The following is a 23,855-nucleotide window of genomic DNA, read 5'->3' on the forward strand; positions in this document are numbered from 1 at the left end:
AAATCAGAAGACTTGGTTTAATTTTGGTGATCCACATCGATAAGTATTGATTATTAATAATTTCTGTTGGTGAGGGTCATTACTTCCCTGGAATAAGTGATAGAATCCATATAGTATTTACTGATTTGTTCTTCGTTAAGATTCATTTGAAGAGATAAAGTATTTACAGAATCCCAATCACCTTTTTCGTAAGCAATAACCAATTCAAGCATAGGGCTGAATACACCTTTTTGACAGATGAGAGCTTTTCTGACATCTTCGGAGATCAAAAGGTTCTGCAAAGCTTCATTGATAGGCTGATCGAGCAAAGCATCTAAGGTTGAAAATAAAAACATGCCGTAAATATCATTACTTTGAGATTTAAATAGACTATTTTTGGCTAATAATTCACCAAAATGTGCTCGGATGAGAGTCAAGTAGAGTAATTCATCGGGTTTATTCGTGGCTAAATCTTGTAACATGAGTATATGTATCCATCTCTTTATTTGGTTCAAACCCATATAAACTAAAGACTGATGAAGCTGATCGATAATATCACCGGATTTTGCTTTGTTTTGCTTTGTACTTAGCAGTAATCTATGCGATAAATTCACATCTTTTTTTATGATGTTCGTCAAGTTGTCAAAAGAGGGTTCAGGTGCCTGGAGTTCATTCATAAGTTCTAGATAACTCAGTTTTGGTGATTTTCTATTACTGGTTTTCCCAATGATATGTGGTTTTGCAAAAAAGTAGCCCTGAAATAAATGAAAGCCCATTTTTTTGGCAGATTCGTATTCCTCTTTCGTTTCTATTTTTTCAGCAACTAATATTTTGCCATCCCTCATAGCGCGTTTCACATCTGTTTTTATAGAATCTAACGGCCTGGCCATGATGTCATATTTAATGATCGTTGAAATATTGATCACAGGTGAAGAGGTATACTTTTCTATAAAATCATCCAAAGCAATTTTATAACCCTTTTTCTTTAATGCTGTGAGCCTATTTATAAGTTTGGTATCAATCTTTGTGTTTTCTAGAACTTCAATAACCAAATTTTCAGGCGCAATCAGCTCGATCGAATCGGAAAAGAGAAAATCATAGCTGAAATTTACAAATGATTTTTTGTTTTGGGTGATGCTATCGGTACCTAGTTCAAATAGTCCACTTACTACAGCAGCAGTAGCTTGTTCGGCAGATACATGATTAAACCGCTTAGCCGTTTCACTATCTCTGTACAATAATTCATAGCCATATACTTTCATGGCTCTGTTAAAGATGGGTTGTCTTGCGATGAACATTTGAGGATTCTCCTTTTGCTAAAAAACGAATAAGGCTGATAGTTCAGAAATATGAATAACAATCAATGGACGTTACGGACATGACATCTTTGAGTGAAAGGCTAAACAGCTGCACGGCCGTCTTGTATGTATTCTCGTTTCATTAATCTTGACTTTTACCGTGCTAACAGTTTCCTTTTAGACTAGTCGGCGGGAGTATAGTTTTGAAAACATTCGATCTCATTATTTTTCTGTCCACTTAAACGCATTCAGATATTAAAAGTCGCAGGCATCTGTGCCAGTTTATAACTTAATACATTTAACTGATTGGCTGTTGGGCGTATCTTTTGCATGGCTGCCTTTTACTTAGACACAGCGGCATTATTTTTAACAGGGCCAGATCTCTATGCCGGCAATTTGTTTTCCTCAGTGGAAACATTTAGCCTGTTTGCTAAAGTTGAATTGCTTTCTGCGATTGTTTGTACTCGAAGGATAACATTTTTTATACGGCCCATAAAGCCGATTATTGCACCAGACAATACTTCTATGCATCTTTGGGTTTGATTTCTAGTGCTTTAGTTAGTTTCTTTAAAAATCTAAGCTCATTAAACTTTTTTAGAAGTGTAGTGAAGGGAGTATATATTTCAGTAGAAAATCTCCAAGTAAATATAGAAATTATAATTAGCCTAATCGATTTTTCTATAAGGTGATGAACAGAATTTACTGAAGTGACTCTGTTATAGTGCATGTGTACTTCGCAGTCATCCAAAATTCATTTATTCTTTCTGCTTCACCAAAAAAATCCTCACTAATCCGTTACGGATCTCTGGTCCTGCTTCTATGTATAAACTAGCTATGTCCTTACCCGTCAAAACCCGGCAACTATAACAGAGATTAACTCTCTCATTCTCCCGTTTAGTTTATATGCTAAATATAATTATCAGCTAGAATCTGGTGAAAATCAAGATATAAATTAATTTAAATAAAAAATATATATTATTATAGATAAGGTGCGTACGGATTGAGGCATGTGTGAAAATACTAACTGATAATCTCTAGATGATTTAGTCTTAAAAATAAGCTGCAATAATAGAAACGAGTTTGCCTTTTTCAAATATAAGAAAAGTTGAAGGGAACGGAAAAAATCTAGTGTGCTATCCAGTACGACACCAGTGATTAAGGTTACGAAATAGTGAATGATATGCCCTTTGCGAGGTGGGCAGAGCTGCGAAGGTAACGGGAAAGCGGATTGTGTGCCCTTCATGACGCTACGAGAACTATGAAGGTCACAAAAAGTCCAAAAATAAAGAATAACTATCTAGAAAGAGCGTTATAAAATATGAAAAAACCAAGTCCCAAGACTTGGTTTTTCTTTATGCAAGCAGGAGAGCATCTTCCGATACGTCGCTGCCGCTATTCTTCTTGAATAAGTTGAGTAAGTCTGGAACGGTCAGGTTTTCTTTCTCTTTACCGGAGACGTCCACGACGATGCGGCCGTTGTTCATCATGATCAGACGGTTGCCGTAGTGAATCGCTTGCTCCATATTATGCGTGATCATTAAGGCGGTCAGTTTCTTCTCTTTAATGATCTGATCCGTCAAGTCCAAAACCATCTGACTGGTTTTTGGATCGAGTGCTGCCGTATGTTCGTCTAAAAGTAACAGTTTAGGAGTGACGAGTGCAGCCATGAGCAGGGTAAGGGCCTGGCGCTGGCCACCGGAAAGGAGTCCCACGTCCATTTTCAAGCGGTCTTCAAGCCCAAGACCCAGTTTTTTCAGCTCATCCCGGTAAACTTCACGATCTTTTTTGCAGATGCCTCGACCGAGTCCGCGTTTTTTTCCGCGCTTCCAAGCGATAGCCAGGTTCTCTTCGATACTCAAGCGGGAAGCCGTCCCCAGCTTGGAATCCTGAAACACGCGGCTGATGTGAGACGCCCGTTTATAGGCAGATTCTTTCGTGATATCTGATCCACCCAGCAGGATCTGTCCTTCATCGACAGGGAAACTTCCGGCGATACTATTTAAGAAGGTGGATTTACCTGCACCGTTCCCCCCGATGACTGTAATAAAGTCACCTTCGTTTACAGTGAAATCGATACCTTTCAGGACATGGTTCTCATTGACCGATCCTGCTTCAAACGTCTTATGAATATTCTTCAGTTCTAACGCTGTAGCCATGATAGAGCGCCGCCTTTCTTATTAATCATTTTTGTCGATTTAACTTTGCTTTTTGGTTTAGACAGGCGATTTTGAACAGCCGGCAAACGTAATGCCAGTGCCAGTAAAATCGCGGAGAATACTTTCAAGTCCTGAGGGTTCACGTTCATTTGTAAAACAATCAGGATGAGCAGGCGGTAAATGACCGAACCTAAAACGACCGTCATCAATCGTTTTGCGATCGACAAGTTACGGAAGAACACTTCCCCGATAATGATGGAAGCCAGCCCGATAACGATGGTTCCGATTCCCATGCTGATGTCCGCGTAGCCGTTATTCTGAGCCAAAAGCGCACCGGACATCGCGATCAGGCCGTTACTCAGCATATAGCCGATCACTTTCATCACATTGGTGCGGATGCCGTTTGCTTCACTCATTTCGTTGTTGTCACCGGTCGAACGAATCGCCAAGCCCACTTCAGTGTGAAAGAACATATGAAGGGCAAGGATAACGAGTCCGACAGCGATCGAGCCGACAAGCAGGACGGCGTTCGTTTTGTTCAGACCGAAACTTTCGACCGTGCGGATAAGAGTTCCTTCTCCGAGCAGTGAGATATTGGCCTGACCCATAATGCGTAAGTTGATAGAGTAGAGACCGGTCATCGTAATGATACCGGAAAGCAGCGCTGGTATTTTCCATTTCGTATACAGTAATCCGGAAATGAGCCCGGCCGCCATGCCACCCAGCAAAGCGATCAGAACGGACAGCCAGGGGGCTACACCGGTTACGATCAGACTGGTGCTGACGGCAGCGCCTAAAGGAAAACTGCCTTCAGCCGTTAAGTCGGCAACGTTCAAAATTCTAAATGTCAGGTAGACCCCGATCGCCATAATGGCCCAGAGCAGGCCTTGCGAGATACTTGATAATAGTAAAGCCATGAATAGTTCCTCCTTATTCCTCTGAAAGTGAGATGCTGTCTGAATCGATACCTAAAGCATCCGCCATGTTTTCATTGACGTAGAGTTCCAGTTCGTCAGACATTTCTACAGCCAAAGTTTCAGGTGACGCATCATTTTCAATGATTTCCAACGCCATCTGGGCTGTTTGACGGCCAAGGGATTCGTAATCGATGCCGTAAGTGGCTAGTCCACCGGCTTCGACCTGATCAGTCGATCCTGCAACGACAGGCAACTGGTATTCCATGGCGATTTCACCTACAGTCTCCGCTGTACTTGCCAATGTGTTGTCGGTCGGGATGTAAAGGCCGTCGACGTCCGATGCCAGACTGGTCAGCACCTGCTGCACATCATTGGTCGTTGTGACTGTTGACACTTGAGCCGTTACACCGGCGGCTTCCAGTTCTTCAATGGCCATGTTGGCCTGGATCTCCGAGTTCGGTTCGCTTGAATTATAGATGATTCCGATCGTTTCGGCGTCTGGAACAATCGATAGCAGTAATTGGATCTGTTCTTCGATCGGAACCATATCGCTTGTGCCGGTGGAGTTAGCTCCGGGTGCCTCATTGCTTTCGACTAAGCCGGCGTCCACTGGATCTGTGACAGCGGTGAATAAGAGCGGCTTCTCCTGTTCGGCGGTAGCCAAGGCCTGAGCCGCCGGTGTCGCAATGGATAGCATTAGATCATTGTTTCCAGACAACTGTTCACTCATACTCTGAAGATTGGACTGGTCACCCTGGGCGTTCATCACGTCGAAGGTGATCGATTCCCCGTCAACGTAGCCGGCATCTTTCAGTTCAGCGATGAAACCATCTTTGGCGGCGGTCAGGGAATTGTGTTCCATGAACTGCAGGATTCCGACGTTCACTGTTTCCTGTTCTTCTGCGGCACTTTCTCTCGTATCATCGGACCCGCAGGCTGCTAAAGTCAAGCCAACCAGTCCTGTTATTGCCATACCCATTGCTTTCTTTGTCATTAATTTTCTCATCTTTTTCTCCCCCTATGATTTTCCTTCTTTTTGTCTAGCTGTTTAATCCTGACATCTCATGAAAAAAGATGAATTAGCTACCAACTAACGCATACTGTACAACTTCTACGCTACGCTTCGCATACCATGCTAAAGCAGGAAGTCTTTCAGCAATTGCGCAGTATGCTCATTCGGGATTAAACAGCTTTTCTAAAAATAAAAACACCCATCTAGATATAAATAATCTAAATGGGTGCCCCAAAAATTCACGCATATATTAGCCACTTAGATTATTTCATCCATGTGGCTAAATTTGATCAACTCAAATTTCTTTAGCCATCACAGATACAAAATCAGTTTTTATGCTGATGTTTGCATCCATGATGTCAGTCATGTCTACAAACAGTATCTAAAATAGCTAAAGTAGAAGTGATTTAATTGTTTGCTATGAAGCTCTGTCGTTAACATGGGCGTCACTCCTGTAAAAGTTGATGTTCCTAGAATACGAGATAAATGAGAGTAAGTCAAGATGAATATTAAAATATTTTAATTTAATTGATTTTCACTCACTAAATCAGTCCATTAAGTCTTCGTACACATCTCTGTCGATTTCTCTGGCATGCTTGATCTGCAGCTGTCCGTCAACCAAGCCAGGAGTCGTTTCGACTAATAAGACAGTGTCGTCTCCGCTGTCCAATGTAAAGAACTGGCTGATTTGTGAGTCATCTTCTATCGGAAGGTAGTTTGAGATAATGTCCACAGTCTGTTCGTTATCCGTGTCTTCGCTGAAAGCCAAGTCTCCGGCCAAGTCCTCTGATATCATCATTTCATCCAGCAGTTCCGCACTCGTTTGTGGTCTTGAATTCTCAAAAATGATCCATGCACCCAATCCGATAATACTGATTACAAGCAATGCAATTCCTATTGTTTTTCTTTGATTATTAGTCACCATAATGTAGCCATCCTTTGGAATCAATAAATTTACTGATGGTATAAAATAAACGCTCAGTATTTGATCTGTGTCTTTACATTACTATAATAGCGGTTACATTTAAACCCTTATTTTATAATAGAAGAGATGAATTTTGCCGACTAAAAAATCCTTTAAAGCTAAAAGTTGCCCTAAAGGATTTATTAGTTATGTATCATTGAACAAAGTGCGTATGTTTGGCTTTCCAGTCTTCCAGCTTAATATTGACCCAGAAGCCATATATGCCAAGAGTAATCACGGTCAGTGCCCACCATTTGATCCAGTTGCCGAACAACCCCAAAGCTGAACCGGAAAAAGTCATGCGTCTACCGTCAATGACCGTATGATTGATTTTCCAGGCAAAGAGCCGGCAAAGTACCCACGGATATAAGAGTCCCAACGAGAATATAGTAAGGATCGCTCCTAACACCGACCAGGCGATCAGATCAAATAATCCTCCGTCAAAAAATGACGTTCTTCCATACTTTTGTTCCATGCCTGCTTGTGAAACTGTGGCCATGCTTATCTCTCCTTCTCCTATTTTATTCCTGCATACTATAAAACATATTATGTATATTTACAATAATAAAGGATTAAAATCTTTTTGCAATAGATGTTAAGAATATCCTAGTATATGTTAGGGCAAGTAGAATCTGACATCTAATAAAGGCTGTGACTCGATTAAATGTAGAAAAGTCCCTCCGGCTCGATCATCGAAGAGACTTTCTCACATTAAGTCTTCCTTCACGCTAAAGACTTCTATTCATCCACTTTCTTCAACGGTTTAACTGCCGGACCGTTCAGCACATCGCCCGAGTAGGAGAAGCGGGACCCGTGGCATGGGCAGTCCCAGGAGCGTTCGCTGTTGTTCCAGTTCAGACCGCACCCCATATGCGAGCAGGTCGTCTTGACCAGGTGCAGCTCGCCGTTTTCATCGCGGTAGCCACCCATTTTTTTACCGCCGACGGATACCAGTCCGCCTTCATCCAAGTCCAAATCTTCCGGCGACTTGTCAGGCCGCTGCAGTTTCGTTTCCAGCAGATCCTTACCAACTGATGTGTTCTTTTTGGAGAAGCGCTGGATGTCTTTTCCTTTCAGCTTATTCCGTGTCGGATCGAATAAGTCCACGTAGTCATTTTCTTCTCCGCTTAAGATATCAGTCAATATCTTGGCGGCAGAAACACCCATCGCCATGCCCCATTTATTGAAGCCGGTTGCGACCAAGACATTTTCTGATGTGCGGGTCATTTTTCCTATATAAGGCACTTTATCCAGTGTAGTCATATCCTGAGCGGACCAGTGATATTCGACCTCTTCAAGGTCAAACCATTCTTTGCCAAAGGCCAAAAGATTTTCAAAATGGACCTGATTCGGCGGATTGCTTTTACCGGTCTGGTGACTGTCTCCACCGATTAGGAACAAATCTTCTCCGCTATTAGTAGGAATAGACCGCAGCGAACGGATAGGGGACTCGGCGCTGATATACATACCATTTGGGATCGGTTTATTGATTCTTCCGGCGATGGCATAAGACCGGTTGATGGACAGTTTTGAAAAGTAAAGGCCATTAAAATCATTGAAGGGGTAGTGTGAAGCGACAATGACCTTGTTATAGGATAACACAGCCCCGTTTTCCATCGTCACTGTGTTGTCGCTCTTAGAAAGCTTGACGGCACGCGTACGGTCATAGATCTGTCCGCCTAGACGCTCCACTTCATCCAGGAGTCCTTCCAAGTATTTAACAGGATGAAACTGAGCCTGATAGGGCATAGTCAAAGCAGCTAATGTGTCAAAAGGCAGGTCCCTCAACTGACCATGTGTCAGTGTCCCGTTAATACCCAAAGTCTCGTAGGCACGGGCTTCTTTTTCGATCTGCTTCAGCCCTTTAGCACTGGATGCAAAGACGACCGCATCTTTTTCTTCAAAGTCACAGGCGATGTCCAACTCTTTTGACGTCTCACGGATGAAGTCGAGCCCATCCCGGTTGGCTTCATAATAGAGTCGGGCTTTTTCTTTGCCGAAAGTCTGGATCAGTTCATTGTAAATAAGCGCATGCTGGGCAGTGATCTTTGCGGTCGTGTGTCCGGTCACACCATGGAAAAAGGCTCTTGCTTCGATTAACGTTACTTTTTTCCCGGCTTTAGCGAGTAAATAAGCCGTGACGATCCCGACGATTCCGCCGCCGACAACTGCGACTTCTGTCGATTCATCTTGAGTTAAAGGAGAGAAGTGAGGGGTCTGATGTGAATGCCAGTAGGAATTAGGAAACTGCGAGATTTGTGAATCTGTTTGTTTATTATCCATAAAGATCCTCCCTATTCTGTAAAAACGTTAACTTTTCTTGAGTATAGCACGCTCCTTTTCAGAATAAAAAAGATACCCTTTCCCAAAGGCTCTATAGGACGTTATGAGTCGCTCTTTCCCGCGGTTTTTGATACGATAAAGGGGAGAAAAGGAGTGAGTGAAATGTGCGGAAGATACGGATTGACGGCTTCTTATAAAGAACTGAGAGAACGCTATGACTTGGAAGATGACAGCTATTCATTTGAGGAAAGCGAAGAGATTTTTCCGACGACTGAAAATATCGTATTGTTGCCCAATCAGCGCCTGCATCCTGTGAAGTGGGGATTCGAGCCGAGCTTTGCCAAACGCCCGCTGATCAATGCACGGTCGGAAAGTGTGCTGGAGAAAAAGACCTTTAAAGAACCCTTTGCCAAAAAGCGCTGCATCGTTCCGGCGACCTACTTTTTCGAGTGGCAGCCGGTCGAAGGGCAAAAGAAGAAGGACAAGAAAAAGATCGCGGTCAAAGACGTCCCGATTTTTTCCATGGCCGGTATCTGCGAACGCTACACCGACGAAAACGGCGACAGTTACCTGACTTACGCGATCCTCACCACTGAGGCCAACGATCAGATGAGCCCCATCCATGACCGCATGCCCGTGATTCTGAATCCTGAAGACGAAAAACGGTATCTCGATTTGGATGCTGACCCCGAAGACGTTCAGACCCTGTTGAAACCGACAGAGAAGGCATTGAATATAAAATAAAAGATTTAGCAATAAAAAAATAGAGAAGTACAGAAAATTGTCTGTGCTTTTCTATTTTTATATATTAATAATTACGTCAAATGCATGACTATGTAAACCGAATCCCTTTTCTAAATTTAACAAATTAATTACTTTATTTTTCTTTTTACAAACTCTTGAATGAATCGCTTTCATATGATAAAGTATACACATATTGATGAAAGGGATGATTTTAAATACATATGAACAGAAAAAAAGTAACTGCATTATTGGCTATGTCTTTATTTTCTTTTGGTCTAATTACTTCTAACGGCTCTGATACTGTTAGTGCTGATGACCCTAACATTGTAACAACTATGTCAGCGCTAAGAGGTGGATGGGAAGGGAATTATCTTGGCCCAAATGGTAAGCACTGGACAAGCTATAGTCAAAGAAACGTCGGAAAATACTTATATGCAACTATACGCATCGCAGGACAATCTCAAGAGATCAATTCTGGATCTACCACTTATGCTAAGGTTACCTCTAGACATAACGTTGGACCTTATGTTTCTCATACGCATAATGGGAGTCACTACAAATAAATGAAAATTTATATATTATTATTCAGCACAGTTTTGTTACTCTCATCTTGTAGCACAACCGATGATTCGACGGAAGCACCCTCTGGAGAAGTTATTGTTGAACAAACAGAAACAGTCATCGATCTAGGTGAAAAAGAAGCGGTCAATAACGAAGTTAAGGAAAAATATTTCTTTGATTTGTCAGAATTCCCTACAGAAAAGGGAAGCTCAGAAGGAAATAAAGAAGACAATACTTACTGGATTCGTGCAAATGGTTTTCCAGTACGCGGTGAGGAGTACTTCTCATCTGTTGGTTTAGTTTACGCTGAGTACGACGCCGGTACTGATAAAATAGAGATTGCTCATATCCTAAACGAAGAATCGATGATTCAAGATATTCCAATAGAAGAGGATTTGTATGTGAGTTGGGTCTATGACTTTACAAATGGAGAATTACAAGACCTTGTTCAAGTCAATGCTGAAGACGAACCGCAAGATGTGATCCCTTTCTCAAAAGAAGAATGGTCAGATTTTTCGAATGGATATAAAGAGAATCTATTACAAATGCTAAAATAAAGAGATAAAGGAGACCAGACAATGAAAAAATTATTTAACGTAATTTTTATCTCACTGTTTAGTCTTCTTTTTTTTATGATTTTTTTAATTTATCGCGAACAAGATATTTCTAATATGCATAATCTATTCGGTTTTACAGATCAATACGAAAATGGCGATATTTATTTTCAAAATCCGCTATCGGAAGAAGAACAAAATCAAGTTATTCAAAAAGTTGAGACGATTGCAAATAACGAAGATGTTACGATCATGTTTGCTCATTACGAAGGATCAACTGGAGAAACAAGCCACTTTCACTATTATGTGAGTGGTAAGGATAACTTCATACAACAAATGGTGCCTTCATCAGTCAGTATCCCTAGAAACTTTTCAAAAGGGTCCACTTATTTAACGACTGATCTAAACGATTCAAACACAGAATCGATACCTTTTTTCTCTTTTTATCAAGAGGCCACGTATTCTGTTTATCCGATATCTCATCTGATGGAAAACCAAGAAGCCATGCGATTCGGTTTTACATATTTCTATGAAGATAAAGAAGATAGTTCTTATTTTGAAAATGTCTTTTCAACAACATTCAGAGAGTTTAATATAGATCATCAAATGGTTCACCATGAAGTTTATAATAGTGACCAAGCCTTGTTAGAAAATACAATTTATATTTCATTAATTATGTTGGCCTTTTCAATTACCTTTGTTTTATTCCAAATTTCTAACACACTAAAAGAAGTGGCTATTTTGAAGTTGAATGGTTACCGGCTCAAAGATATTCTCCTTTATTTATTTAAAGAAAATATTATCTTGGCTGCTCTTTTCGCAATGACTATTCCTCTTGCTCTGACACTCATTTCTTTTCGATCAATCAATGCACGTGTTTTAAACTTTCTAACGCAAGTCCTTTCAGTTAGTTTTCTTTTAGTTGGTTTTTATGCTTTGATCGTTTTATTAAGCATGTTTATTATTTGGCATGTTCGTCTCAGTGATTTGTTGAAAAATAAAAATATTAATCAGCTGCTTACTCACTTTATATACGGAACATTGATTTTAACGAGTATTTTAGTTTTGCCTATCATCAATGCTTCTGTTGAAAAGTTGGTTGCGGTTGCTCCATATTATCTCGAACAACAGTACACTTTAAAAGGCGCAGGCGATCTATACACCATTCAAGAAGTGAATGACCCTAAGCGCGAGTGGGAATTTAATCAAATGGACTATGCACAAGGAAAAGAAAATATTCAAAATGAAAAGCACATTGAAATCTATAACACCTTAGACAGTATGGATGCATTATATCAACTATCGCCCAATGTCATCGGTGGTAGTCAGTGGGATAGCGATGCGACGTATTTACTCTATCAGATCAATGAAAAGTCCTTTGAAGACCAAGTCTTTTATGTTGATGATGAAAAGATCAGTGTCACAGATAAACACGTCATTAATGTTTTTATGGATCAAGCGACCGCTCGAAAAGAAGAGTGGCAAGTCGAACAGTTTACGCAGCTAGAAAATGTAGAAGTTACTATCTATTTATTCGATCAAGTAGATTATATTGCCTATGATCAAGAAGATTATCGCAATTATGACAATGAACATGCCCCTATATTTGTTTATACAACTCATCCTGATGCGTTCAGACCTGATATTACAGCAGGAGGTCTTTATTTTGACGGAGAAAAAATAAATGAGACAAAAGAATACTTGAATACAATGGGAATAGGCGAACACTTGACTTTCCGTTCATCTAAAGAAGAACAAGAAAAATTATTTAAAGATTTCCTTTATACTGTTCGTGTGGACCTAATGACTTTTTTACCAGGAGCTCTTTGCTTAATTGTTTTATTCATTGCCTTCCAAAAATTTATTTTACTTGGCAATCAAAAAGAATGGCGTATCTTAAAAGGTGTAGGTTTTAAAACCTTCGATTTAACCAAACCGTATTTTATGGAGCTTATTCTGTTGAATTTATTAATTATTGCCATCCAATATGTGTTTTTAAGAACCATTTTATGGGGAAGCATGAGTTTACTTGTATTCCTTTCATTAGTTAGTTACCTCTTAATGAATAGGGAAAGTAATAAAATAAAGATTAATTGATTGAGGAGAAACGTATGAATGTAAAAGCAGAAGGCATCCGAAAAAAATATAGTAACAAAATTCTTTTTAAAGAGTTTAGCTTAACGATTCATGAGGGTGATAGTATCGTTATCGTGGGTAAATCGGGGTGTGGTAAAACAACTCTTTTGAATTTACTCAGTCTGATTGAAAAGCCAGATGATGGAAAAGTTCTTTGGCGAGATAAAGAAATAAAAAAAGTAAATACCCGTGAAACAAGTAAGATTATTCGCGAAGAAATCGGCTATCTTTTTCAGAATTATGCCTTAATCGACAATGCAACAGTTGAAGAAAATATAAAAATCGGTTTAAAATACCGAAAGGATAAAAAAAATAAACAACAATTAGTTGAACAAGCCTTAATACAAGTTGGTTTAGAGGGTTATCAAAAACGAAAAATTTATTCTCTATCAGGAGGAGAACAACAGCGTGTTGCTTTAGCTAGAACGATAGTTAAACCGGGTTGGATCATCTTTGCCGATGAACCAACAGGAAACCTAGATGAAGAGAATTCAAAAAAAATAATGGATATTTTATTTAAACTAAACCAAGATGGCAAGACAATCGTTGTGGTCACGCATGACTTAGAACACATAAACAATTTTAATCAAAAGATTGTTTTATAATACTTAAAAAAGTAGTCCCGAACGAAAATCAAAAAGATTTTCGTTCAGGACTTTTCTATTTGAAATCGGGATTTTTGTCCCTGCCTTTTTCTTTCGTTCTAAAATCCGGCACTTATAATAAGCGGTAATACAATCATCATTATTATGATAAACGAAACTGCATAATATATAGTATTCGCTATAGCGGATTTACTTTTAATTTGACTTTCATTTGAATGATCGTTGTTTTTTATTGCTCTAATAATATTTTTCTTAACAATGTAGCTTGATATCAACAAAATTAAAAGTACTGCAAAATAGAGCAAATCGAATAATGCTGTGGTGGTCATATTTAAGTCATCACCTTTATTAAAATGCTTCAGTATACAGCGTATTAATATTTTGACTAGTACCAGCGCTAACTATTCTTGCTCTGATTCCAGCTGTCCATGAAGGTCCGGTAAACCAAGCAAACTCAAAAGCAGTTCGTACAGTATAAATGGCTAACCTACCATTAACAAGTTCTAAAGTATCTGAGTTTACTGCAGACAAGAAGAAATAATCAGGACTATACACTGTATCAATTAAACCACTTCTAGTCGTTAAATAAAATGAAACTCTTGAAACACCATAATCCGCTTCAACTTTAAAGGAAGCTGTGCCAGATACCGGAACCGTTTGCGGCCCAGATACTTGATCAGCCATTATAGATACACTATTACTTAGACTTCTAGGTACGTTCTCGTCAGTCTTTGTTACAGTATATGTTATATCTTCATCTCCACTAACATCAACAATTTCTTCGTGAATATCCCCAGTTTTCATATCGCTTGGTAATTTGATCCCTTTACTGCTTTCTTTTGGCAAGTTATTTTCAACCAGAGTCTCACTTGCAGAAGCAGTAGTAGTTATAAAACCACTAGCCAATAATAGAGCAGCAGTAGATCCAATTAACATTTTATTGATTGACAAAATAACACTCCTATTTATTAGTATATATAAGGTAACACAAATGTTATCATTATAATAGCGATATCAAGTAAGTTAATTGAAAAAGAGGGAGTATTGGAAATATGAGTATTTAAAAAAAGGCAAATCGAGGATCATAATTCCTATTTTTAACGGTTTCTCCCTTTTTAGGCAGTTTTTTCCCCAGCCCCTTTTTAAATTTTAAACTTTTCTTTATATCCTGAATAATTCATAGCTCTACATTCAAGCTATTTTCTTGAACACATTGCCTATTTTAAAATAACCCAGATACTCTGTAAGCGATGAATAGCTAGGACTCACAGGTACCTAACTATTCATCGCTTACTTCTTAACTTTCTGTGAGGCTCGAGTTATAAATGTTTACGTTCTGCTTTCTCACTCTCCGTCATTAGTGACTCGGGCTTGTCATGCCATTCCAGAAACTCCATGCGGTGTCCGAAAAAGGCATAGGTGTAGAACCGTCTGGCTCCGGGCATGTTGAAGTCTTCTTCGTAGGGAATATTATGCCCATCCAGTCTGTCCATCAGTCCCTGCAGGTTTTTGACGTCAAAGGCTGGATGGCCCCGTTTTTCACTATGGTGGTTTTCGTCCAGTCCCACGTGGATGATGTGGCGTCCCATATCGAACCAGATACTTTCAAAGTGACTCAGTGAGTCCGGTTTTTCTACTTCAGGGCATCCCAGCACGTCTGTAAAGAAGTGATGCACCTCCTTTTCCTTACCCAGCGGGGCAGTCATCTGATAATGATCTAATCCGTTAAATGAAAATGTCATTGTTTTTCTCCTTTCACACTCTTTCTAATAGTCTAGCATAGAAATGAAAGAACAGTAATAGTGTCAGACTATGGATGCCGTAAAAACGAATGCTAGATCCTTGTCATTACAGTAGCTATTCGTGGAGCAAGCTAGCTGGTTTATGCTAAAGTTTAAGTGTGAAGGTAACAAAGACGGCAGAATAATAAACAGGAAAGGACATACGATAATGACTAATGAAAGAGAGTATTCATCAGCCCAGTATTTACAAAAAGTGGATGCCTGGTGGCGTGCGGCGAACTATTTATCTATCGGTCAGATTTACCTGAAAGACAACCCGCTGCTTAAACGTCCGTTGGAAGAAGAAGACGTAAAAGTCAACCCGATCGGTCACTGGGGGACGGTACCGGGACAGAACTTTGTCTATGCCCACTTGAACCGGGTCATCAATAAGTATGATCTGGATATGTTCTTTATCGAAGGACCGGGTCACGGCGGACAGGTCATGGTCTCCAATGCCTACCTGGACGGCAGTTATACTGAAATTTATCCGGATATTACGGAGGACGAAGAAGGCATGAAAAAACTGTTCACGCAGTTCTCTTTCCCGGGAGGCATCGGGTCACACGCCGAACCTTCCGTACCCGGCTCGATTCATGAAGGCGGCGAACTGGGCTATGCCTTGTCTCATGCGACAGGCGCAGTGCTCGACACGCCGGATACGATCGCGGCTGTGGTGATCGGGGACGGGGAAGCGGAAACAGGAGCCCTTGCGACATCCTGGTTCTCCAATGTCTTCATCAATCCTGTCACGGATGGGGCGGTCCTGCCGATCCTGCATTTGAATGACTACAAGATCGCCAATCCGACGATCCTGGCCCGAAAATCCAACGAAGAACTGCAGCATTACTTTGATGGTTTAGGATGGGACCCGCTGTTTATTGAAGGCGAGAACCCAAATGACATGCATCCCGAAATGGCGGAAGTGATGGATGAAGCCATTGAAACGATTCATAACATTCAAAAATATGCCAGAAAGAAATCCGCCCAGACTGTGGGGATGCCCAAGTGGCCCGTGGTCATCTTAAGAAGTCCAAAAGGCTGGACGGGGCCTGAAGAATGGAATGATGAGCCGGTCGAAGGGACCTTCCGTTCGCATCAGGTGCCGATCCCGGCTGAACAGGAGAAGATGCAGCACAGTGATGCCTTGACCAACTGGATGAAATCCTACCGCCCGGATGAGCTGTTTGACAAAAACGGACGGCTGCAAGAAGAAATCAGAGACATTGCACCCAAAGGGAATAAGCGGATGGCAATGAATCCGATCACTAATGGCGGCAGAGACCGAAAAGAACTGAAACTGCCGGACTGGCGTCAGTACACGCTGGATATCAACACGCCCGGGGCAGAAAAAGGGAAAGACATGACGGCGTTCGGTAAATTTGCCCGTGATATCGTGGATGCGAATCCGGACAACTTCCGCATCATCAGTACGGATGAACTGAAGTCGAACCGCCTGAATGCGGTCCTTCAAACGACGAATCGCCAGTGGATGGAAGATATCGATGAACCGGAAGACGAAGCGCAGTCCAGAAGCGGCCGTGTGATCGACTCCCAGCTTTCCGAGCATCAGGCAGAAGGATGGATGGAAGGTTATACCTTGACCGGACGCCACGGCTTCTTTGTCAGTTATGAAGGCTTCCTGCGGATCGTGGATTCCATGCTGACGCAGCATTTCAAGTGGATGCGCAAGGCGGATGAACGCGACTGGCGCAAAAAGTACCCGTCGCTTAACGTGATCGCATCATCAACCGTTTTCCAGCAGGATCATAACGGCTACACGCATCAGGACCCGGGGATCAGTACACATCTGGCAGATAAAAAACTGGAGTATATCAGAGAGTATTTCCCGGCAGACGCCAACACTCTGATGGCAGTGATGAATAAAGTGCTGAAATCCCAGCAGAAAATCAACCTGATCGTTTCCAGCAAGCATCCGCGCCCGCAGTTCTATACGGCATTGGAAGCAGAGACGCTGGTAGAAAAAGGGGTGATGGTCATCGACTGGGCCAGTACCGATCAGGACCTTGATCCGGACATCGTGATCGCAGCCGCCGGAACGGAACCGAATCTGGAAGCGTTGGCCGCTGTATCGATCCTGAACGAGGAATATCCGGACCTTAAGATCCGCTTCATCAATGTGGTGGATCTGCTTAAACTCAACAGTCCCAAAAATGATAAACGCGGGCTCAGTGACGAGGCATTCAATGAACTGTTTACGACAGACAAGCCGGTCCTCTTTGCCTTCCACGGCTATGAAGGACTGTTGAAGAATCTATTCTTTGACCGTCAGAACAGAAACCTGATTCCGCATGGTTACAGGGAGAACGGAACGGTGACGACGCCTTTTGATATGCGCGTGGTGAACGAGATCGACCGCTTCCACCTGGTCAAAGATGCCGCCCGTGCGGTTTATGGTGATAAAGCCCGTGACCTGGAAGAGAAAATGGATGCTTTACTTAAAAAACATCACGACTACATCCGCGAATATGGAAACGATACGCCGGAAGTCAAAGAGTGGAAATGGCGGGCCTTGAAATAAGGATCATGCAAGGTTAGATGTTGATTAAACAGCTTAGATAGCGCTTGCATTTATTAGGTATTGAGTTTACGATTAATGTGTAACTGAAGTAACAGTCGTTAGATGGAGGTTGCTATGACTAATCATAAAAAAGAGACAGGCGTCAGACTTTTTGCTTTGAATTCGAATCCGAAACTGGCTGAGGAAATTGCTGAAGTGGTGGGCGTCGAGCTGAGTAAAGTGAAAATCGACCGGTTTGCTGATAAAGAAATATCTGTTCATATCGAAGAAAGTGTCAGAGGAGATGATGTCTATCTGATCCAGTCGACCAATGAACCGAGCAATGAGCATTTAATGGAACTGCTTATTATGATTGATGCCCTGAGGCGGGCAAGTGCAGGCTCCATAAACGTCGTCATGCCCTATTATGGGTATGCCAGACAGGACCGCAAACCTGGACCGCGTGAAGCCATTACGGCTAAAGTGGTCGCGAACATGCTGGAAAATGCAGGAATCGACCGCATCGTTACGATGGAACTTCATGCCCCTCAAATCCAGGGTTTTTTCGATATTCCTGTGGATCACTTATCGGCAACAGCTCTGCTGGCCAATCACTTTCTGATGAATGAGCTCGGTGGAGACGAGACCGTTGTTGTTTCTCCGGATCATGACGGCGTCAAACGGGCACGTGAAATGGCGGAACTTCTGGATTCACCGCTGGCCATCATCGACCGGCGATTATATGAATCTGAAAAACCGAACACGTATGACCTGGTTGGTGAAGTCGAGGGTAAAACCTGCATTCTATTCGATGATATACTCGACACAGCAAAAACAGTCTCTAAAGCCAATCAGACATTGAAAAAAGCTGGAGCCAAAGATGTATACGTCTGTGTGACTCACGCAGTGCTTTCCGGAAAAGCGATGGAGCGCCTGATGCAGTCTGGTGTGAAAAAAGTAATTATCACCAACACCATCAAACTGGCTGAAAAGAACAACACAGAATTGATCGAAGAATTGAGCATAGCGCCGATACTTGGAGATGCCATCAAGCGCATCGCCACTGAAGTGTCCATCAAACCGTTATTCAACAAGAAATATGTGGAAAAACTGATGCATGAAGCAAAATAGTCAAGACCTGAAGGAATAGCCTTCGACTGCCGAGTCGAAGGCTTCTTTTTTATACGAAAAGGAAGAAATTGACTGAAGTCAGTTTCAACAGACATGACAGTTAAGTGGTGCACCCTTGCTTGGCAGCAAGGATAGTCTTGCCTCACTTAAGCTGTGTGCTGGCTGGTTCCGCATTGGAGTGGGAGGTTGGTGCTTGGGTCCGCGTTCGACAAGTAGCACTGGAAGTGGTGAGTGTAACTGTCGAAAATACCTTTCTTCGGCAGTTAGAGGTCGAAGCTGGACCGCTAATTACCAAACTTGTAACCGGTTCAGCTATTACGAGGGAAAAATGTCTGCTAATTACCGAAGAAGCCTCTATTCGGTAATTAGCGTCGCTTTCAATCGTTCAATCACCCGAACCAGCACACCCTTCGACACTTTGAGCTCGAAAATCTCTATCACCTTACCGAACTTCTTCAAGTTCAGCAAGATGATAGAGTACTTTGCTGTCTATCTGCCGAAAAAGTAAGAATCAGTAGGTGAAAAGTTATTTATTTAAAAATCATAGAATCGTCCAGTCGTTTTAGTTTACCTCTTTTGATCATCGCGCTAAAATAAGAATGAAGGAAAGCGAATCACTTCACAAAACTGACTATTGGAAAGGGGTAAAGAGCAATGAACAACATGTTTCCTTCGAGACGTGATTTCAGAGATCTGCGCAGACAATTTTTCGACGATACCTTCGACCAGGTGCTGGGAGAGACAGGAAGCTTCAAGACCGATATCATAGAAGACGACAAAGAATATACCGTGGAAGCCGAACTGCCCGGCATGGATAAGGAAAATATTGAACTCGACTACCATGACAATATCCTGTCCATCTCAGGCAAGCAGGAATCAGAAACCAAAGAAGAAGATAAAGAACGCAACTATATCAGACGGGAACGCTCCACTCGCTCATTCAGCCGTCAATTCCTCATTCGAGACGTTGATGAGGACAATATTTCAGCTCGCTTTAACAATGGCATCCTGGAAGTGAAGCTGCCGAAAAAAGAATCGGACAAACCGGAAAACAAACGCATCGATATACAATAATAAATTAAAAGTTAAAGGATCTCGACGACTTATACCTGGTATAAATCGTCGAGATTTCATTTTGCCCAAGTAAATATGATAAACTATAAGAGTGAAGTTTAGAATCAAAAAATAAACGGAGAGTTCAAGAAAAATAGGAAAGGAAGTATTTGAATGAAAAGAGTTGAATCAGTCACAGAGTTGATCGGAGCGACCCCCTTGCTGAAACTGAATCGCGTGGTTCCCGAAGGAGCAGCTGACGTGTATGCAAAATTGGAGCTGGCCAATATCGGTGGAAGTGTGAAGGACCGCATTGCTTTAAATATGATCGAAACAGCCGAAAGTGAAGGCAAACTTAAAGAAGGCGATACGATCGTTGAAGCAACGAGCGGGAATACAGGTGTCGGTCTGGCTATGGTGGCTGCAGCCAAGGGATATAAAGCTGTCTTTGTCATGCCTGATACACTTAGCGTTGAACGCCGCTCACTGATGAAAGCTTACGGGGCCGATTTGGAGCTGACACCAGGGGATAATGGGATGCCGGGCGCCATGGCTCGCGCACGTGAGCTGGCTGAACAGGATGATTTCTTCATGCCCTCACAATTTACCAATCCGGCTAATCCGGCGATTCATATCGAGACAACAGGGCCGGAAATTATTGAAGCGCTGGATGGAAAGACACCGGATGCTTTCGTCGCAGGTGTAGGTACAGGCGGCACAGTGACAGGTGTAGGGAAAGCTCTGAAACTGGAGGATCCTTCGACACGAGTCATTGCTGTAGAACCCGAGGAATCAGCTGTATTAAGTGGACGTGAAAAAGGGAAACACAAGATCCAGGGCATAGGTGCCGGTTTTATTCCAGAGATTCTGGATACCACGATCTATGATGAGATCATCACGATCACGAGTGAAGAAGCGATGGCAATGACTCGGCGATTAGCAAAAGAAGAAGGCCTGCTGACTGGCATTTCCGCTGGGGCAAACATTGCGGCTGCAGTACGTGTGGCAGAAAAGTTAGGCAGCGGCAAAAAGGTAGTCACTGTAGCCTGCGATACAGGTGAACGATACTTGTCTACGCCTGTTTTTTCTGCCGAATAAAATAATTGAACATAAAGAACCGGAGGACGAGTGGATGACTCGCTCCTCCGGTTCTTTTTTTGATTATTAAGTTATTCTTCTTGAGATGACTTGTCAGAAGAAGACAAGCCCATGTCCTGTTTCATACGTTCGAGCTCTTCTTCGACAGCGGCGGAGCCTGTTTCTTCCGCATACTTCTCTTCGAGTGCCTGAGCAGAGTCTTTCGGCTGCTTGTTCAGTTCTTCCATGGCATTCGCTTCATCCAAGCGGCGTGTCGCTTTTTCTTCCATGCGCTCAAAGTTACTCATTGCGCCCTTCGATTTGCCGAGAGATGAATCTGCTTTATTCAGTTTCTCCTGAGTATCTGCAACTGACATCTGTGCTTTGATCATCGAACGGCGGTTTCTCAGTTTCTCGATATCCGAAGCCAGCTTGTCATGCATCTGACGCATTTTCATGGCATTCTCGTGTGCTTTTGCGTAGGCATTGGCCAAGCCGGTACCGACATCTTCCAGTTCCTGTTTTTTGGTCAGGAAGACGCGCGCATCCGCATCGTTTCCGGCCTCCAGGGCTTTTTTAGCGTAGCGTTCATATTTCGATACTTCTGCTTCGTTTTCATCCACTAAACGTTTGGCACGGGTTTCTTCAGCCATGACGCTTGCGGTATTCTTTTTCACTTCTGCCAGGTCATCCATCATGTCACGCAGATACTGATCGATCATTTTCTCAGGATCTTCCATACGGTCGATGATCGCGTTCACGTTTGCACTGATGATATCTGAAAAGCGGTCTAAAATTGCCATGTTGATTCCTCCTAATTGTGAGTGGTTCATTTTTTTAAAAGTTAATTACTTCTTGTCGTCATCGTATTTTTTCGCCAGTTCATCGGCTTCGCTGCTTCCAAAGGTTTCGATCGGCCGGTTGAGCATTTCCTCTGTCCGTCTGGCTTCGCGTTCCTTGCTGGCTTGTCGCGATTTCCACCATCTGAATAGAAGATACAATAAGGCGAGGACGCCGAAGATCACAAGCACCGGTATCCACGGTGATGTAGTGACTTCCATGATGCGGTCAGCTGCTTCTCTGAAAGACTGGCTGAAGTATTCTTCATCGCTTAAATCGCTGTCGTAGTAATTCCTGTCCAGATAATCAAGCAGGATGTCTCCGGCTTCAGTATCGATGACAGACCGTGCCTGAGATCCTGTGACATAATAAGTCATGTATTCGTTTGGTTGGGGTTCATAGAAAACGAGCAGCAGATGTGCTTCATCTGTAAAGAGTTCATCGTACAGATTGTTGGCATAAGTCTCGATCTCATCCAGTGTCGGCTCGCCCGAGGCATTGATGTCACCGGTAATATGGACATGGGGCTGGACACCTGTTTCATTATAAAAGTACTGCAGGCCATCCACCATCTGCGTGTGGTTGCCGATCCACCCCAGTTCATCCGTATAGTAATCTGTCTCATTAACTGCGCCGGTCGGTAAGGGTTCACGCTCAACTGTTGAAGAAGTGATGTTCGTCGGACCACCATTCCCGCCACCTAAGAAGTTTCCCACGTTTGAGAAAAGTGTGAAAATAATGAACATGAATATCAGAACAGTGAAAATGCTCCCACAGCCTAGAAAACCACAACCACCCCCACCGGGAGAATAGCGTCTGCGACCATAACCGCCGCCGAACCATATCGGGCCCATCCCCGGTCGTCTGTTGTAGCCGCCTGAACGTTTGCTGCTTCCACCACCGAACAAGCCGCCGCCACGGCCGCTGCCGAAACCGCCGCCCATACGGCCACCGCCGCCTCGACTACCGCCGAATCCTCCCCCACGGGAACCGCCGCCGAATCCGCCACCGCCCCCGCGGCCGCCTCCTCTACCCATATGTATCATCTCCTTTAGAAGTTAGATTGTTTGATGTTTAGTGTTCAACAAGTATTGATTAGTATAGCCACGTATTTATACGTACCATAGCTACATTATAGCTTAAAGACACAGTAAATCATAAAAATATCACTTGATGGCAGTGTGACAAATCTGCTTCTTAAATAAAAAATCAGTTATTCAAAAAACAGACAATATAATAGTTAGACTGAAAAAAATTGGAGTGTGATCGGATGATAATTAAAGAACGAGATCTGTCTGTACCGCTGGAGATTTTGCTGGCATTGGATAGACGCAGTAATCTGCTGAATCCCCAGACGAATAGTATCCGGCAAATGGTAAAAGGGTACGAAGGGGAGTGCCGGTTTGATGCGTTACTTAAAGAACTGACATGCGAGTGTCTGATCGTGAACGACTTGACGCTGAAAATTAGTGGCCAGACCTGTCAGATCGATTCACTTTTAATCACGGGTACAGGCGTCACGATTTACGAAGTAAAAAATTATGAGGGGCAGTTTATCTATACTGAAGATAAACTGAAAATTCTGTCCACGAATAAAGAAATATCAAATCCGGTTTATCAGTTGAGCAGAACGACGAATCTGTTTCGTCAATTGATGGAAGAACAGCATGCGAATTTTCAGCTGCATTCATCTGTCGTTTTCATAAATGAGCGGTTTACGCTGTTCAATGCCCCGGTCAATAGTCAGTATATTTTACCGACGATGCTGCCTTATCATCTGAAGAAACTGACGAATGAGCGAAAAGCGTTGAATAAAAGTCACTATACGTTTGCTGAAACACTCAAACAGATGGATCAGACGGATCTTTCCTTTTACTCATTTCCGGAATATGACTGGACGGGACTGAAAAAAGGGGCTTTCTGCCGTGTATGCCAGACAGCACTTGGAAAACCGTCTGGAAGGATATGCAGATGCGAGATTTGCGGGTTCAATGAACTGGCCACTGCCGTCATTTTAAGAGAAATCAGCGAGTACAGACTGCTCTTTCCTGAAAAGAAACTCACCACACATGATGGTTATGACTGGACAGGGAGGCTTTTTTCCAAAAAAAGCATACGATCAGTGTTGAAAAAGAATTTCGAGCTGAAAGGTCAGAGTACAGGCTGTTATTACGAATGAATTTTAAATGGGAAGACCGGCGCGTGCCCTCCAGAGCAGAAAAGAGGAAGCGAAGGTCACGCAA

At 42.5% G+C, this 23,855-nt stretch carries 21 protein-coding genes; 10 read left to right on the forward strand and 11 right to left on the reverse strand.

Annotated features, from left to right (window positions below; translation table 11 throughout):
* Positions 1-53 precede the first annotated feature (53 nt).
* The 7 genes from BM049_RS09685 to BM049_RS09715 all read right to left on the reverse strand — a co-directional run bounded on the left by BM049_RS09685 (position 54) and on the right by BM049_RS09715 (position 8,609).
* Positions 54-1,277 carry an EAL and HDOD domain-containing protein gene (locus BM049_RS09685; protein ID WP_091531064.1) on the reverse strand — a complete coding sequence of 408 codons (1,224 nt, stop codon included), beginning with the start codon at positions 1,275-1,277 and terminating at the stop codon, positions 54-56.
* A gap of 1,352 nt (positions 1,278-2,629) precedes the next feature.
* On the reverse strand, positions 2,630-3,433 hold the full coding sequence (locus BM049_RS09690) for an ABC transporter ATP-binding protein (RefSeq protein ID WP_091531066.1): 804 nt from the start codon (positions 3,431-3,433) through the stop codon (positions 2,630-2,632).
* On the reverse strand, positions 3,418-4,350 hold the full coding sequence (locus tag BM049_RS09695; protein WP_091531068.1) for an ABC transporter permease: 933 nt from the start codon (positions 4,348-4,350) through the stop codon (positions 3,418-3,420). The genes BM049_RS09690 and BM049_RS09695 overlap by 16 nt, the downstream gene beginning before the upstream one ends.
* A 13-nt stretch (positions 4,351-4,363) precedes the next feature.
* Entirely contained in the window at positions 4,364-5,356 is a 993-nt protein-coding gene (locus tag BM049_RS09700; RefSeq protein WP_091531070.1) for an ABC transporter substrate-binding protein, read from the reverse strand.
* A gap of 553 nt (positions 5,357-5,909) precedes the next feature.
* The gene (locus tag BM049_RS09705) at positions 5,910-6,287 is read right to left on the reverse strand and encodes a hypothetical protein (RefSeq protein WP_091531073.1); all 378 of its coding nucleotides are present in this window, start codon (positions 6,285-6,287) and stop codon (positions 5,910-5,912) included.
* Between the two features lie 193 nt (positions 6,288-6,480).
* Positions 6,481-6,801: a YjgN family protein gene (locus BM049_RS09710; RefSeq protein ID WP_091531117.1), complete on the reverse strand. Its 321-nt coding sequence runs from the start codon at positions 6,799-6,801 to the stop codon at positions 6,481-6,483.
* A 263-nt stretch (positions 6,802-7,064) separates the two neighbouring features.
* The gene (locus BM049_RS09715; RefSeq protein WP_091531074.1) at positions 7,065-8,609 is read right to left on the reverse strand and encodes an FAD-dependent oxidoreductase; all 1,545 of its coding nucleotides are present in this window, start codon (positions 8,607-8,609) and stop codon (positions 7,065-7,067) included.
* 162 nt (positions 8,610-8,771) lie between these two features.
* Between BM049_RS09715 and BM049_RS09720 the strand changes: the two genes are divergently transcribed.
* The 5 genes from BM049_RS09720 (at position 8,772) to BM049_RS09740 (ending at position 13,209) form a co-directional block, all read left to right on the forward strand.
* Positions 8,772-9,353, forward strand: a complete 582-nt coding sequence (locus BM049_RS09720) for an SOS response-associated peptidase (RefSeq protein WP_091531077.1) — start codon at positions 8,772-8,774, stop codon at positions 9,351-9,353.
* A 221-nt stretch (positions 9,354-9,574) separates the two neighbouring features.
* Positions 9,575-9,916: a hypothetical protein gene (locus tag BM049_RS11740; protein ID WP_143079482.1), complete on the forward strand. Its 342-nt coding sequence runs from the start codon at positions 9,575-9,577 to the stop codon at positions 9,914-9,916.
* Complete coding sequence (locus BM049_RS09730) at positions 9,917-10,471, forward strand: hypothetical protein (RefSeq protein WP_091531081.1); 555 nt, start codon at positions 9,917-9,919, stop codon at positions 10,469-10,471.
* A gap of 21 nt (positions 10,472-10,492) precedes the next feature.
* Positions 10,493-12,565, forward strand: a complete 2,073-nt coding sequence (locus tag BM049_RS09735; RefSeq protein ID WP_091531082.1) for an ABC transporter permease — start codon at positions 10,493-10,495, stop codon at positions 12,563-12,565.
* 14 nt (positions 12,566-12,579) lie between these two features.
* Positions 12,580-13,209 (forward strand): putative bacteriocin export ABC transporter, encoded by a 630-nt coding sequence (locus BM049_RS09740; protein ID WP_091531085.1) that lies wholly within the window; start codon positions 12,580-12,582, stop codon positions 13,207-13,209.
* A 348-nt stretch (positions 13,210-13,557) separates the two neighbouring features.
* Here BM049_RS09740 and BM049_RS09750 read toward each other — a convergent pair whose 3' ends face one another.
* Complete coding sequence (locus tag BM049_RS09750; RefSeq protein ID WP_091531089.1) at positions 13,558-14,160, reverse strand: hypothetical protein; 603 nt, start codon at positions 14,158-14,160, stop codon at positions 13,558-13,560.
* Between the two features lie 368 nt (positions 14,161-14,528).
* On the reverse strand, positions 14,529-14,951 hold the full coding sequence (locus BM049_RS09755) for a VOC family protein (RefSeq protein WP_091531092.1): 423 nt from the start codon (positions 14,949-14,951) through the stop codon (positions 14,529-14,531).
* Between the two features lie 208 nt (positions 14,952-15,159).
* Here BM049_RS09755 and BM049_RS09760 point away from each other — a divergent pair, with 208 nt between their 5' ends.
* The 4 genes from BM049_RS09760 to cysK all read left to right on the forward strand — a co-directional run bounded on the left by BM049_RS09760 (position 15,160) and on the right by cysK (position 20,793).
* On the forward strand, positions 15,160-17,532 hold the full coding sequence (locus BM049_RS09760) for a phosphoketolase family protein (protein ID WP_091531095.1): 2,373 nt from the start codon (positions 15,160-15,162) through the stop codon (positions 17,530-17,532).
* Between the two features lie 114 nt (positions 17,533-17,646).
* Positions 17,647-18,642 carry a ribose-phosphate diphosphokinase gene (locus BM049_RS09765; protein ID WP_091531097.1) on the forward strand — a complete coding sequence of 332 codons (996 nt, stop codon included), beginning with the start codon at positions 17,647-17,649 and terminating at the stop codon, positions 18,640-18,642.
* Positions 18,643-19,296: 654 nt separating this feature from the next.
* Entirely contained in the window at positions 19,297-19,716 is a 420-nt protein-coding gene (locus BM049_RS09775; RefSeq protein ID WP_091531102.1) for an Hsp20/alpha crystallin family protein, read from the forward strand.
* A gap of 153 nt (positions 19,717-19,869) precedes the next feature.
* On the forward strand, positions 19,870-20,793 hold the full coding sequence (gene cysK / locus BM049_RS09780; RefSeq protein WP_091531104.1) for a cysteine synthase A: 924 nt from the start codon (positions 19,870-19,872) through the stop codon (positions 20,791-20,793).
* 71 nt (positions 20,794-20,864) lie between these two features.
* Here cysK and BM049_RS09785 read toward each other — a convergent pair whose 3' ends face one another.
* Both BM049_RS09785 and BM049_RS09790 read right to left on the reverse strand, forming a co-directional pair.
* Positions 20,865-21,575, reverse strand: coding sequence for a PspA/IM30 family protein (locus BM049_RS09785; protein ID WP_091531106.1), 711 nt, complete (start codon positions 21,573-21,575; stop codon positions 20,865-20,867).
* 45 nt (positions 21,576-21,620) lie between these two features.
* Positions 21,621-22,649, reverse strand: coding sequence for a hypothetical protein (locus BM049_RS09790; protein WP_177188677.1), 1,029 nt, complete (start codon positions 22,647-22,649; stop codon positions 21,621-21,623).
* A gap of 233 nt (positions 22,650-22,882) precedes the next feature.
* Here BM049_RS09790 and BM049_RS09795 point away from each other — a divergent pair, with 233 nt between their 5' ends.
* The gene (locus tag BM049_RS09795; RefSeq protein ID WP_091531112.1) at positions 22,883-23,791 is read left to right on the forward strand and encodes a nuclease-related domain-containing protein; all 909 of its coding nucleotides are present in this window, start codon (positions 22,883-22,885) and stop codon (positions 23,789-23,791) included.
* Positions 23,792-23,855 lie beyond the last annotated feature (64 nt).

This window comes from Alkalibacterium subtropicum (genome assembly GCF_900112455.1).
Classification (GTDB): domain Bacteria; phylum Bacillota; class Bacilli; order Lactobacillales; family Carnobacteriaceae_A; genus Alkalibacterium; species Alkalibacterium subtropicum.

Excerpts from the sequence above, each read along its gene's own strand:
- BM049_RS09710 (WP_091531117.1), bottom strand. The coding sequence starts at position 6,801 with ATGGAACAAAAGTATGGAAGAACGTCATTTTTTGACGGAGGATTATTT.
- BM049_RS09760 (WP_091531095.1), top strand. The coding sequence starts at position 15,160 with ATGACTAATGAAAGAGAGTATTCATCAGCCCAGTATTTACAAAAAGTG.
- BM049_RS11740 (WP_143079482.1), top strand. The coding sequence starts at position 9,575 with ATGAACAGAAAAAAAGTAACTGCATTATTGGCTATGTCTTTATTTTCT.
- BM049_RS09695 (WP_091531068.1), bottom strand. The coding sequence starts at position 4,350 with ATGGCTTTACTATTATCAAGTATCTCGCAAGGCCTGCTCTGGGCCATT.
- BM049_RS09765 (WP_091531097.1), top strand. The coding sequence starts at position 17,647 with ATGACTAATCATAAAAAAGAGACAGGCGTCAGACTTTTTGCTTTGAAT.
- BM049_RS09685 (WP_091531064.1), bottom strand. The coding sequence starts at position 1,277 with ATGTTCATCGCAAGACAACCCATCTTTAACAGAGCCATGAAAGTATAT.
- BM049_RS09795 (WP_091531112.1), top strand. The coding sequence starts at position 22,883 with ATGATAATTAAAGAACGAGATCTGTCTGTACCGCTGGAGATTTTGCTG.
- BM049_RS09740 (WP_091531085.1), top strand. The coding sequence starts at position 12,580 with ATGAATGTAAAAGCAGAAGGCATCCGAAAAAAATATAGTAACAAAATT.
- BM049_RS09755 (WP_091531092.1), bottom strand. The coding sequence starts at position 14,951 with ATGACATTTTCATTTAACGGATTAGATCATTATCAGATGACTGCCCCG.
- BM049_RS09715 (WP_091531074.1), bottom strand. The coding sequence starts at position 8,609 with ATGGATAATAAACAAACAGATTCACAAATCTCGCAGTTTCCTAATTCC.
- BM049_RS09735 (WP_091531082.1), top strand. The coding sequence starts at position 10,493 with ATGAAAAAATTATTTAACGTAATTTTTATCTCACTGTTTAGTCTTCTT.
- BM049_RS09700 (WP_091531070.1), bottom strand. The coding sequence starts at position 5,356 with ATGAGAAAATTAATGACAAAGAAAGCAATGGGTATGGCAATAACAGGA.
- BM049_RS09785 (WP_091531106.1), bottom strand. The coding sequence starts at position 21,575 with ATGGCAATTTTAGACCGCTTTTCAGATATCATCAGTGCAAACGTGAAC.
- cysK (WP_091531104.1), top strand. The coding sequence starts at position 19,870 with ATGAAAAGAGTTGAATCAGTCACAGAGTTGATCGGAGCGACCCCCTTG.
- BM049_RS09720 (WP_091531077.1), top strand. The coding sequence starts at position 8,772 with ATGTGCGGAAGATACGGATTGACGGCTTCTTATAAAGAACTGAGAGAA.
- BM049_RS09730 (WP_091531081.1), top strand. The coding sequence starts at position 9,917 with ATGAAAATTTATATATTATTATTCAGCACAGTTTTGTTACTCTCATCT.
- BM049_RS09690 (WP_091531066.1), bottom strand. The coding sequence starts at position 3,433 with ATGGCTACAGCGTTAGAACTGAAGAATATTCATAAGACGTTTGAAGCA.
- BM049_RS09775 (WP_091531102.1), top strand. The coding sequence starts at position 19,297 with ATGAACAACATGTTTCCTTCGAGACGTGATTTCAGAGATCTGCGCAGA.
- BM049_RS09705 (WP_091531073.1), bottom strand. The coding sequence starts at position 6,287 with ATGGTGACTAATAATCAAAGAAAAACAATAGGAATTGCATTGCTTGTA.
- BM049_RS09790 (WP_177188677.1), bottom strand. The coding sequence starts at position 22,649 with ATGGGTAGAGGAGGCGGCCGCGGGGGCGGTGGCGGATTCGGCGGCGGT.